10 protein-coding genes are annotated in these 11,799 nt (G+C 45.2%); 4 read left to right on the forward strand and 6 right to left on the reverse strand.

The window, feature by feature from the left end; all coding sequences use genetic code 11:
• Positions 1-35: 35 nt before the first annotated feature.
• On the reverse strand, positions 36-968 hold the full coding sequence (locus tag ACX0G9_RS26255) for a hypothetical protein (protein WP_459067946.1): 933 nt from the start codon (positions 966-968) through the stop codon (positions 36-38).
• Positions 969-1,351: 383 nt separating this feature from the next.
• Positions 1,352-2,563: an ADP-forming succinate--CoA ligase subunit beta gene (gene sucC, locus ACX0G9_RS26260; protein ID WP_459067947.1), complete on the reverse strand. Its 1,212-nt coding sequence runs from the start codon at positions 2,561-2,563 to the stop codon at positions 1,352-1,354.
• A 223-nt stretch (positions 2,564-2,786) separates the two neighbouring features.
• Between sucC and ACX0G9_RS26265 the strand changes: the two genes are divergently transcribed.
• On the forward strand, positions 2,787-3,896 hold the full coding sequence (locus ACX0G9_RS26265) for an MBL fold metallo-hydrolase (protein WP_459067948.1): 1,110 nt from the start codon (positions 2,787-2,789) through the stop codon (positions 3,894-3,896).
• A gap of 36 nt (positions 3,897-3,932) precedes the next feature.
• On the opposite strand, the gene ACX0G9_RS26270 is transcribed toward ACX0G9_RS26265, so the two are convergent.
• Complete coding sequence (locus ACX0G9_RS26270; RefSeq protein ID WP_459067949.1) at positions 3,933-4,970, reverse strand: LacI family DNA-binding transcriptional regulator; 1,038 nt, start codon at positions 4,968-4,970, stop codon at positions 3,933-3,935.
• A 125-nt stretch (positions 4,971-5,095) separates the two neighbouring features.
• Between ACX0G9_RS26270 and ACX0G9_RS26275 the strand changes: the two genes are divergently transcribed.
• Positions 5,096-6,469: a beta-galactosidase small subunit-related protein gene (locus ACX0G9_RS26275; RefSeq protein ID WP_459067950.1), complete on the forward strand. Its 1,374-nt coding sequence runs from the start codon at positions 5,096-5,098 to the stop codon at positions 6,467-6,469.
• Positions 6,470-6,499: 30 nt separating this feature from the next.
• Here ACX0G9_RS26275 and ACX0G9_RS26280 read toward each other — a convergent pair whose 3' ends face one another.
• Positions 6,500-7,462 (reverse strand): Rpn family recombination-promoting nuclease/putative transposase, encoded by a 963-nt coding sequence (locus ACX0G9_RS26280; RefSeq protein ID WP_459067951.1) that lies wholly within the window; start codon positions 7,460-7,462, stop codon positions 6,500-6,502.
• 94 nt (positions 7,463-7,556) lie between these two features.
• Positions 7,557-8,723, reverse strand: coding sequence for an amidohydrolase family protein (locus ACX0G9_RS26285; RefSeq protein WP_459067952.1), 1,167 nt, complete (start codon positions 8,721-8,723; stop codon positions 7,557-7,559).
• Between the two features lie 195 nt (positions 8,724-8,918).
• Here ACX0G9_RS26285 and ACX0G9_RS26290 point away from each other — a divergent pair, with 195 nt between their 5' ends.
• Entirely contained in the window at positions 8,919-9,836 is a 918-nt protein-coding gene (locus ACX0G9_RS26290) for a hypothetical protein (RefSeq protein WP_459067953.1), read from the forward strand.
• Here the strand turns inward: ACX0G9_RS26290 and uxaC are convergent.
• Positions 9,808-11,208 carry a glucuronate isomerase gene (gene uxaC / locus ACX0G9_RS26295; RefSeq protein ID WP_459067954.1) on the reverse strand — a complete coding sequence of 467 codons (1,401 nt, stop codon included), beginning with the start codon at positions 11,206-11,208 and terminating at the stop codon, positions 9,808-9,810. The two genes, ACX0G9_RS26290 and uxaC, sit on opposite strands and share 29 nt — an antisense overlap.
• 363 nt (positions 11,209-11,571) lie before the next feature.
• Here uxaC and ACX0G9_RS26300 point away from each other — a divergent pair, with 363 nt between their 5' ends.
• Positions 11,572-11,790, forward strand: coding sequence for a hypothetical protein (locus ACX0G9_RS26300; RefSeq protein WP_459067955.1), 219 nt, complete (start codon positions 11,572-11,574; stop codon positions 11,788-11,790).
• The last annotated feature ends 9 nt before the right edge of the window (positions 11,791-11,799 follow it).

An 11,799-nucleotide genomic window follows, 5' to 3' on the forward strand; every position in this document is an offset into this window, starting at 1 on the left:
CAGTTAGATAGTGAGTTAGAAAGTTAGTGAGTCAGCTAATTTCCATTTATAAAATGGACAAGCCAGGAAAGGAAGATCCCACCGTTAAAACAGGAAGAAAAGTGACGGTAAGATTTTCGGGCAAGACTTTCGTGATCCCCGTAGGGTTCTCCGTTGGTGATGGCTGAAATAAACAGGAAATTGGGTTGTTGTGCTTCCAGCCGGACCAATCCGTGGGTAGCTTCGACTGAAAAAGCGGCGGCACCTTCATGAATGGCAGAGTAGCTGTCAAGGGCAGCCTTATGGGTTGTCTTATCGTTTTTGCAGAATTTGATATTAACATCACTGATGGCTACGAGATGTTTATCTGCGAGGAGACTGAACCGAAGGGAAGGTTCCACGGAAGCCATCAGGGTCTTTGATTCAAAGTATAACTTCATCCTGTTGGTTGAAACCTCTCTGTTCAGTTTATCAAAGAAGGATTCGGGAAGGGCAGAGGGAATGATCTTTCCAAAGTCGGGACGGTAATACTTTCTGTCTGATGGGAGTTCGGGGGACGCATCATGGATATATACATCGGAACCTATTACCAATCCCGGACTTTCCAAGGTATCACCAGGTGAGCCGGCCGTACCGAATGCAATGACCAGTTGAATTCCTTTCTCTTTTTCAAAATTCAGTATGGCAGGGAAATTAACCGCCTTCTGAATGCTCCTTGAATAAAAATAGTTGTCAGCGCGGCCAGGGTTGACATCCATAATATGTTGTATGCACCAAAATTCAAACTGATAGCGGTTTGTCTCAAAAATCAAACAAGGTTTGCCTTCCCCCTGAAGGTGCTGCCTTGGAAAATCCAGGTCTTTGATCCGGAATACAGACCGGCTATTATACTGATCCGTCCTGCGTGGCGGAAAATCACCATTAAAGACGGCAGTCAATACGGCTTCCATCTCCCAACTCTCATTACAGATAATAAGGACTCTTTCCATTGACAAAAAGGCTTCTCTTTCAACAACGGGGCCGTCGCACCTTACGGAAAATCTCGGGCTTCAGGTGATAGCTATCGCTAAAGTAAATAACGGAAATACTTACTACTGCTGAAATGCAGTTTTTTTTTACAAAGCAAGATTAAAATGGGATGGTATTCTATTCAGCTAAAAATACCGTTTTAAAGGTTACGGCAGGTTAGAAATAGTACTAAAACTTTCTGCGGGTTTTACGAATACCCGGAAAATTATTGAAGGATCAGGTAAAAAGAAAACAGGCCATAGCTATTTGGGAGGTATGGCCTGTTTCAGTATGATCTGGTTACAACCGATTATCAAGTCGTATTATCTGGTCGTATTATCTGGTCGTATTATCCATTATCCGGTCAGGCGACAGCCTTATTAACCAGGGCTGCGGCCTCGCTCAAAAGGATGGCAGATTGAACCTTCAGACCGCTCTCCTTGATCAGCTTCTGGGCTTCTTCCGCATTGGTTCCCTGCAGACGGACTATAATCGGCACTTTGATATCACCGATAGAATTATACGCGTCGATAACGCCTTGAGCAACCCGGTCGCAGCGTACGATACCGCCAAATATATTGATCAGGATCGCTTTTACCTTGGGATCTTTAAGGATGATCCTGAACCCTGCCTCAACCGTTTGAGCATTTGCCGTACCGCCTACGTCCAGGAAATTGGCAGGTTCTCCGCCACTGAGTTTGATCATATCCATGGAGGCCATCGCCAGACCTGCTCCATTGACCATACAACCCACATTTCCATCCAATTTAACGAAGTTCAGATTATATTTACCGGCTTCAACTTCCGTTGGATCTTCCTCGCTGATATCCCTTAACGCCTCCAGGTCGGCATGACGCATCAGGGCATTGTCATCCAGGTTCATCTTGCAATCCACGGCGATGATCTTTTCATCACTGGTCTTGAAGAGCGGATTGATCTCCACCATAGCACAATCCAATCCTACATAAGCAGTATACAGGTTGGTGACGAATTTCACGCAGTTTTTAAAAGCCTCACCACTTAACCCCAGGTTAAAGGCAATCTTTCTTGCCTGGAAAGGAAGTAATCCGCCACCGGGGTGGATCCATTCCTTAAAAATCCTGTCCGGTGTATTATGGGCGACTTCTTCAATGTCCATTCCTCCTTCCGTGCTGTACATGACAACGTTCTGTCCTTTGGAACGGTCCAAAAGGATAGAAAGGTAAAATTCTTTTACCGGATTGGCGCCCGGATAATATACGTCCTGCGCGATCAGTACCTTGTTCACTTTTTTCCCGGCTGGTCCGGTTTGAATGGTGATCAATGTGCCTCCCAAAATGGCAGAAGCGATCTGTTTTACGTCTTCGGCACTTTTCCCAACCGCGACTCCCCGTTGTTCTGTACCCTGGATCTTCCCTTTTCCGCGGCCGCCTGCATGAATCTGGGCTTTTACGACGGCAAAATTATTACCGTACTGAACCTTAAGGTTTTTATAAGCCTCTTCTGCTGCTCCGGCGTTGTCTACCGGAATGCCTTCCTGTACGGGAACATTGTATTTTTTCAGTAATTCCTTAGCCTGGTATTCATGCAAGTTCATGTAGAAAATATTTATGCGAAAATAGGGCAAATTATGCAAATAGTTATTTCTCCCTTTTCATCCCTGACAAAGACAGCCTATCCCTGGTTAAAACAGCTTATACATAGTTAAAATTGTCATTTGATCCGATATTAAGAGGCTGTTATCTTTAGCCTTATCTTTATCCCAATCTTGAACTCAACCTTTTATCGCAACCATTTTCGCATTCATTTTCGCAACCTTTATGGCAAATATTTCGCTACCCATCGCATTTTCTTTTTTCGTTTGCCTCCTGGCGAATATCCACTTTTCGCAAGGGCAGTCACTACGGGCGGGAATCGCTCCGAATACAGATCCATCTATGGACGCCAGAGGGAATGCATTTATGGACAGGCAGGCTAAAGCATTACTGGCAGAAACCGACAGCATACTGACAAAACACCCTCCAGGGATGAAAATACCGGGAAATGAAAGGCATCTCGGTTTACTATTGATGGATGCGGTTTTACATGATGTCTATGCTGCTTATCGGTTGCCAGTGCAGGAATTTTATCATCACCGGATAGAAGATGCCCTGGACGAAATGGAAAAAACCCGCGTGGAGAAAGGAGCCGTGATCTGGAAGTTATACAATATGGGTTTTATAGTAAAGACCAGGACGACTACCTTCGCCTTTGATCTTGTTAGCGGGGTGAATACAGGTTGTCCGGCCTTCGCCCTGTCAGAAAAAACAATCGATCGTTTGGTCAGTCAATGCGATGCGCTGTTCCTCAGCCACCGGCATCAGGATCATGTGGAAGAAACGATAGCCTGGAAATTTATAAAGAGCGGCAAACCGGTGGTCGCCCCATTACAGATCTGGGCAGACAAACCCATTCACAGATCCATTACCCACTTGCAACGGGTAGCGGATTCCATACAGTTCCTTCCTGTTCAACAGGGCAAACAGGTCTTGAAGGTTATTATTTACCCGGGTCACCAGATGGAGAATAACGACAACAATGTAAGTCTGGTCACCACGCCGGAAGGTTTATCCTTTTGCCATATGGGCGATCAGATTAACGAAGGAAAATTCATGATCGATTATGCGTGGATCGATAGTGTATTCCTGCATCAGCGGGTGGATGTGCTTATGCCGCCGTGCTGGACAAATGAAATTTACCGGATCGTCAAGGGGTTTAATCCTCATATGGTAATCCCGGGGCATGAGAACGAACTCGGTCACCGGGTAGACGACCGGGTCCCTTTTTGGGGAGATGCGGAATTTCTCGATCTTACCTATCCGGAATTAAAACGATCCAACTATAAGGTGGTCAATATGACCTGGGGAGAATCGCTGCGTTATCATCGTTAGAATTCAGTGGCTATCCTTAGAATGGAATTATTATCCTCAGATCGATTCCCTGGCAACTAATTCCGCAGCCAGTTTGATACAGCTGCATTCCGGGTAAGGAAGCAATTCATCCGGACCCGTTAATTTTAATCGTTCGACAAGGGCAAACATGGCTTTCTGTCCAATTTCGGCAATAGGTTGCCTGATCACCGATATGGTGGGGGTAAAAAGCCGGAAAAGTTCGTTATCGTCAAAACACAAGAGGGCCATATCCTGTGGGATGCGGATACCCATTTTTTTAATCACTTCGATTCCCACCATTCCCAGGTAATTGGTCAGAAAAAAGACCGCATCGATCTGGTCACGATGCCCGGCAAAAAGCTCCGTGATCTGCTGCAAGGCCGTTTCTCCCACACATCCATAAGGGATCAGCTTGATGATCCTGTCATCAACCGCAATATTGTTCTTTTTCAGGGTATCGTAATAGGCATCCAGGCGATCATGCATATGCGCCATATCAACCTCGATGGAGACCAGGGCGATTTTCCGGTATCCTTTCCCGATCAAAAACTCCATTCCATTGGTTACCCCTGCATAATTATCAACGAGTACGGATGGGATATTTTCATGATGGGGAAAATAACGATCGACAAGAACAACGGGTTTATTTTCATGCTGAAGGCGCTGGATGTCTTCCATCAGGTTTAAGGTAGGCGTGATGATATAACCATCTACCTGTCGTTGAGACAGCATACTGATCAACTCCCTTGCTTTATTTTCGTCATTATCCGTACTGCAGTACACGACCTTATAATCGTATTTTTTTGCTTCGTCCTCGATGGTCTTTGCCAGCGTGGCAAAAAAAGCATTGGATATATTTTCTACGATCAGTCCGATCGTTCTTGTTCTTCCGGTTCGTAATCCCCTGGCCAATTGATTAGGCCGGTAACCCATTTCTCTGGCAATATTTTCGACCCTATCGATTACCTCCCGGCTGATCCGCATTTTTACGGCCTTATCGTTCATCACAAAAGAAACGGTGGAAACGGAAACGCCAGCCTTGCGGGCAATGTCGCTGATAGAAACCTTTTTCATTTTGCAAAAGTTACCATGATAATTAGAAAAATAATATCCTCAATAATATTAAAGATATACTAAATCGTTTTAGCAAAGAAAAGTTTATTAATATTCCTTATACTTACCTGCCCAAAAAACCCTACATGCCAAAACTACTGCTACCAACTATTCTATGCGTATGTGCATGGGTTCCAGCCTCCGCTCAGCTACCAACTGGAATGGAGGAAACCCAGCCTTTTGCTAAGATCCTGCAATTCAAGCTTTTGCCAACCACTGGGAATCTCCTTCCGGTCAATCCTGCCGGACACCGGCTTGCTGCAACCCCATCCCTTCTACCCGTCGGACCTGTTTCCCTTCTGGGACCAGTCACTATTAAAGTCTTTAACGGGTATGCCGGCAGGGATCTTTCCAATGTTATCCTGGAATGGGAGGTACTGGTTAATGGAATGGGACGGCAAAAAGGAAAGATTCCCGCCCTAATGATCGCGGCCAAACATTCGGCCCCAGTCCACCTTCCGGTCAGGGTAAATATTGGGACGAATGATGAAGTTTTGTTGAACATTGCTTATAAGACCAAAAAAGCGGAGGCGGCAATCCTGTCAGGGTTTTTATTGGCCAAAGAACAATTGCCTGTAAAAGGAGGTTATGCCAATGATATGGTTGTCCGGCCGGATGGGGAATTGACTTTTAAAGATGAGTCTGGCTTTTTTACCATCAGTTCTCCGGGAATGTCTGTTAACCTTAACAAACAAACCGGTTGGTTACAACATTATGAAGTAAAAGGAACCGTCTTACTCGAGGATAACGATACCCTGGGGCTAAGAGCGGATTTTTGGGGAGAGCCCGCAGGCAATGATTCTTCAGCAAACCAGGCTATTCGGATATGGCAACTCGCCACAAAGAATCCCCGTCTTCAACTTTTTTCCACCAGCACAGGCACTAATTTTGCCATTGTGAACGCAGATTATGATTTACCTGGAACCTTTTGTTCGCTACATGTACGGTATTCCATCAACTCCAAAGGCGAAATGCTGGTAGAACAGCGGATGGATACCGATACGACGCATACCGATTCAACGAATACCCAACCGAAACTGCCCCGCTTCGGCATGCAATGGTTCCTGTCTCCCGGTTTTGATTCTGTGTCTTATTATGGAAAAGGGCCGGACGAAGATCCGGAATCCGTAAAGGTAAACCCAACCGCCAATCATCCTCCCTTAGGGATTTACAAACAGGCGGTGGAGCTAGCAGGATCCAACCCTAATGTCCCTTCCCGCGAAAGGGCACCCCAGACATCCGTACGTTGGTGGAAAATCACAGACCGCCAAGGCAAAGGAATAATGATTCTTGGTGACAGTGCGCTGCTCACGATGAACGCAACGCCTTATTTTAACGGGGAAACTGAGCCGCATGCACAGACCCGTTTAACTATTGAATATCCGCACACCGGCGGAGAAGGGCTTCTCCCCTATCGAAGTTATCGGTATGCGTATAAAATAGTTCCGGTCGTTCCTTGAGATAAGATTTATTGAGTGGGTATTGTGGAGCTAATTAACGGAGTTTCTTATTTTGATAATGAACTCTTCTGAAACCTCGGCTAAATTTGCTATTTGTGGTATTGTAAGCCTGCCGTCAATTAACATTTTTTTTACCATCTTGTTTTGAGTTTCAAGGCGGCCTTCTTCACGAGCTTCTATTACCTTTATCTCTGCTTCTTTTACCTTTATCTCTGCTTCTTTTACCTTTATCTCTGCTTCTTTTAATTTATTCTCAGCAGTAGTTTTAACCGCATAATCATCCCACCTTTGTTTTTGACTTTTTTGGTATTGCATATATTCCTCCTTTGTTAAATTCGCTGTTTCCGCAAGGTTAAACAGGTTTTCAAAAATGGGTTTTCTTAAAAAGACCGGAATCTTCTGCAATTTACTCATATTTTTTAATATATATAACCATCGGTCAAGATCGGTATTTAGGTCGTTTTCCTGCTTCTCAAACTTAGGCAGTTCGCAAAATATGTACCCCAATTTTGCATAAAATTCTTTTCCGGTTCCTTTCTCCACAATATGCGCCCAATGCATGTACTTTTCCTTTTCGGAGTCTTCAAAACAGAATTCCATCAAACCTATCAGATAGACAGGTGTCAAATTAAAATCCCAATCCCGCTTCCCTTTTGGTCCTTGGTCATGAATTAGGGTAGACGTGTAATAAATGGCTCTGTCCTTAAAATATTTTTGAGAGCCACGTTGCACTTCAATCATAAACTGATCCCCATCCTGCCCGGTACAGGTCAGATCAAAAACGGATTTTCGGTAGCCTTTTGAAGGTCCATGATATTCATTCCGGTTATAAGTCAGGTCTACAATATGCTTCTCTCCATCTAAAAGTGCATTAAGAAAGGCTATCAACATTTCTTTATTTGGCTCGCTGCCGAAAAGGCGTTTGAAACCAAAATCCGTCAAAGGGTCTATAAACTTACTTTTCTCTTCGTAGGGCTGAATATATTTTTTCATATGTTGCGATCTAATTAGACCACAAAGTAGAAACTATTTTTACTCCACCAAAAAATATTTATAAACATAGTGGAGAAATAATTCTAACGGTTCTCTATATCTTATTCCCAAACCATTTCTCCGCATTCTTCCTGTAGATCTTATCGATAACCATCCCCGGCAATTTCAAACCGGAGAATGCACTATCCATTCCGGGTCGGGTCATTCTTTCATCCGTAACAAAAAAGGCCCAATCGTTTAACCACGCTTCATGTACACTCTTTTTAAAGGCCGGCGTGTTATTATTATCCTCCGCTATCCTGTCGGTGGCATATAGCAGCCTGTCCTGGTAGCGAATAAAAAAATCATGCACCTTCTGCCAATCAGTAATGGCCTGGTATTGAAAATGAGAGATACGGGCCGCCATGTCCACCACCATATTCGGATAACGATCCAGTTCCTTCGCCAGTTCGTCTACGCTCCATTCCAAGCTTCCCAGATGAGCCCCGATGAAATGCAGGCCCGGATGTTTGTCCAGCAGATGATCTCTTGCGCTGATCTGCTCTTCATAAGAGGGAAATTCAGGATGTAAATACATGTGATATTCGGGATGCCCTGCATAATATTTTTTATCGCCATTCACGGTCATTTTCTCAATTGGAAGCCAACAATTCCGGGGCTCGCCAAGATGTCCGATCAGGGGGATCCGGTTCTTCTCCAGGTAATCCAGAATGGGATCGAATTTCGGATTGTCCGCCATCACCAGTTTACCTTCCTTATCCTTCAACTCCATTCCTACATTCTTATAGATCTTGACGGCAATGGCTCCTTTAGAAAAAGATTGTTCCAGCCAGGAAATCGTCTGTTCCTGCCAATCCGGGTTGTTCCAGTTCCTCACCGGAAGGGCAGTTGCGTAAGCGATCCTGCCTGGGAAGGCCTTCAACTGCCGGACACAAATAGCCTCCTGCTCCCCGATCGGTGGAGCGTCGGATTCCTCGACATTGATCGTCAGCAACCGGAAATTATCGGCTTCTGCCTGTTGGAGAAAAAACGTTCCCGAAGTAAATACATGGACATGAGCATCGATCTTTTCCACCCGGTTAAAATCCGCCAGGGAGTAAAAGACGGAGGAAGTATCAAATGGAGTTACTGAATTCCCCCTGGCCGCTCCCGATTTTTTCGTTCCGGTACAAGCCAAAAAAACACACAAATAACCGAAGCATAGAATATTTGCAGGAAGGATAATTCGAAAAAGAGATCTTACAGAGCGAGTCAGGGGCATGGGTAATGTTTTTACTTTCCGAAGTACGGAATTTCTCTTCAATATCGATAAAATACTATCTTGTTTTACAGGAAACGGGTTAAGTTTGACTGGCCATCGTTTCGGGATATTATCAGGCCGATGGCCTGTTTACTGGTAACGCACATGCTTTAAAATTTTAATATGCAGGAAAAGGTTTCAAAGGAAAAGGTATCAATGGAAAATTGTTCATTCGGCGGCTGGCCCAATTGTATTCGTCTCAGCAACGGGAAAACCGAACTGATCATTACCACCGATATTGGCCCACGGATTATCAGGTTTGGGTTTATCGATGGGCAAAACCTGTTTCAGGTTTCTCCGGAAGACAGCGGAAAGACCGGAGGATCAGATTGGCGGAATTACGGAGGTCACCGTTTCTGGATGGCACCGGAATCATTGGACCTCACCTACTATCCGGATAACGGTCCGGTACGTTATTCGTATGAAGACAGTACACTGATCCTGACACAGCCCAAGGAAACCACCAGCGGGATGGTTAAAGAAATACGGATCACCCTGGCTCCGGATAAAAATCAGGCTACCGTCCTGCACCGGTTGCACAATCAAAGTGCATCTACTCAGGAAATAGCGCCATGGGCCATTTCTGTTCTGGCTCCGGGCGGACGTGCCATTCTTCCCCAGGAACCTTTCGGCACTGGTAGTGGCTTTTTTCTTCCTGCCCGTCCAATGGCCCTTTGGTCTTATACAAAAATGAACGACCCACGTTGGATATGGGGTGAGAAATACATTCAGGCGGTACAGGATCCTTCCCTGACAACCCCGCAAAAGATCGGCGTTCTGAACAAACAGGGATGGGCAGCCTATAGCCTGCAGGAAGATCTCCTGCTCAAACGTTTCAGCTATGATCCGGAAGCTGCCTACCCGGATTATGGCTGCAATAACGAAGTGTATATCGATGGAAATATCCTTGAAGTGGAAACGCTGGGGCCTTTGCAAAAACTAGCGCCTGGAAAATCTCTTGAACACACGGAATATTGGTTACTGGAGAAAGCCAGCCTGAACGGAACGGAACAAAATATAGATTCGGTGATCCTTCCGCTCCTTCTTACCAGCCAAAGTAATTCTTCGCATTAAAGTAACAGATATCCCGGATGATCTTTCCGATCCAGGCGGTATCGTTGGGTAACTCTCCCTTGTCGATCTCTTCTCCGAAAAGTTGGCAAAGGATACGTCTGAAGTATTCATGCCGGGGATAGGAAAGAAAACTCCTCGAATCCGTCAGCATGCCCACAAACCTGCTCAGGAGCCCCAGGTTGGAAAGGGCATTGAGTTGTTTGATCATCCCGTCTTTCTGATCCAGGAACCACCATGCCGAACCGTATTGGATTTTACCGGCGGTTGAGCCATCATTAAAGTTGCCCGCCATGGAAGCCATCAGCTCATTATCGGCGGGATTCAGGTTATAAAGAATCGTCTTTGCCAACCGATCCTGGCTATCCAGGCGGTCCAGGAATTTTGACAATGCTCTGCCCTGGCTATAATCCCCTATGGAATCCCAGCCGGTATCGGGCCCCAGGTTCCGGAAGGCTCTGGAATTATTGTTACGCATGGCGCCCAGGTGAAATTGCTGTACCCAGCCCTTTTCCCAGTCCCATATGGCCATTTCGTACAAAAGGGCCGATTTAAATTTTCTTCTTTCGACGAGGTCCGGGGTCTTGCCCGATCGAAGCTTACTGAAAATAGTTTCTATTTCTCCGCCTTTATATTCTTCTGTATATAATTGATCCAAACCATGATCGGAAACCGAACAGCCATTCTCCGCAAAATAATCGTGTCTTTTTTTCAGCGCTTCCAGGTATTGCTCATAATTTCCGATGTTCATTCCTGACACCTGCCCCAATTGGTCCACATACCCGTTAAATACGGTTGCGTCGTCAGTGTTCATGGCTTTATCCGGTCTGAAAGCTGGTAATACTTTCAGGTTACCTCCCTGTCCCCGGATCTTCTGGTGATGGTCGAGGATATCCACCGGGTCATCTGTTGTACAGACCACTTCCACTTTCATTTTCTTCAGGAGCGAGCCGACGCTGTAATCGGGAGTCTGCAGCTTTTCATTACACTCCCGGTAGATCTTATCTGCCGTAACCGGGCTAAGCAGCCCGGATATATCAAAATAACGCCGTAATTCCAGGTGGGTCCAGTGATAAAGGGGATTTCGGAGGGTATAGGGAACGGTTTCAGCCCATTTCGCAAACTTTTCCCGGTCGGTTGCAGAACCGGTGCAATAGATTTCCGGTACTCCATTGGTCCGCATGGCCCTCCATTTGTAGTGGTCCCCATGCAACCAGGCTTCAGTCAGGTTGTCAAATACCCGGTTCCCGGCGATCTGATCGGGGGGCAGGTGACAATGATAATCGATCACCGGCAAGTCCTTTGCAAATCCATGATATAAATCCTGCGCTGTTTTTCCTGTCAGTAAAAAATTTTCGTCGATGAATTTTTGCATCCGTTTTTTGTTAATGTTTAGCCTTCGTCTGAGCCACCCTTGAAGCCCTCCCGCGTTTAATGCGATGCAATCTACATGCTTCGAACGAGTCATCCAATAAGCCGTGCTGAAATTAAGGCCAGGTTTGCGTTTTATTTACGCAACCGATTACGGTAAAATAATAATTTTCTAAAAAATAATTATGCAATTAGGAATTTTCTATTTATTTCTATCTTAACTTTGTTATATCAAAAAAGCAATAAAATTGCCGATTTGATGAATCCGTTAAGAGTTTCTTAATCCTGTTCCCTCCCGAAGATATGCTTGCATAAGAAGATTGAGTTGAGTTCCACCACCATCATCATTCTTAAACGCCTCTATCACATGAAGCCGAATTCCATGTCCATTAATGCTGTTAATTCAGTCGTTTCCCCCCTGACAGCCGTTTCGACCGCAAAAATTGTCAGACATCCCCAGGCAAAAAAAACAAAAGAAGTTCTACCAGCTGCCCCTGACGAGGAGACCTTATTGCGTTTGAATGCAATGGCAAAACAATACCCATTCTGTATCAGGCATAAAGGGAATAACAGCCAGCTGCTGTAAGCCAGAAGC

This window comes from Flavitalea flava (assembly GCF_054461575.1).

Coding starts and splice junctions, on each gene's coding strand:
- ACX0G9_RS26275 (WP_459067950.1), top strand. CDS start 5,096: ATGCCAAAACTACTGCTACCAACTATTCTATGCGTATGTGCATGGGTT.
- sucC (WP_459067947.1), bottom strand. CDS start 2,563: ATGAACTTGCATGAATACCAGGCTAAGGAATTACTGAAAAAATACAAT.
- ACX0G9_RS26280 (WP_459067951.1), bottom strand. CDS start 7,462: ATGAAAAAATATATTCAGCCCTACGAAGAGAAAAGTAAGTTTATAGAC.
- ACX0G9_RS26270 (WP_459067949.1), bottom strand. CDS start 4,970: ATGAAAAAGGTTTCTATCAGCGACATTGCCCGCAAGGCTGGCGTTTCC.
- ACX0G9_RS26300 (WP_459067955.1), top strand. CDS start 11,572: ATGAAGCCGAATTCCATGTCCATTAATGCTGTTAATTCAGTCGTTTCC.
- ACX0G9_RS26285 (WP_459067952.1), bottom strand. CDS start 8,723: ATGCCCCTGACTCGCTCTGTAAGATCTCTTTTTCGAATTATCCTTCCT.
- ACX0G9_RS26255 (WP_459067946.1), bottom strand. CDS start 968: ATGGAAAGAGTCCTTATTATCTGTAATGAGAGTTGGGAGATGGAAGCC.
- ACX0G9_RS26265 (WP_459067948.1), top strand. CDS start 2,787: ATGGCAAATATTTCGCTACCCATCGCATTTTCTTTTTTCGTTTGCCTC.
- ACX0G9_RS26290 (WP_459067953.1), top strand. CDS start 8,919: ATGGAAAATTGTTCATTCGGCGGCTGGCCCAATTGTATTCGTCTCAGC.
- uxaC (WP_459067954.1), bottom strand. CDS start 11,208: ATGCAAAAATTCATCGACGAAAATTTTTTACTGACAGGAAAAACAGCG.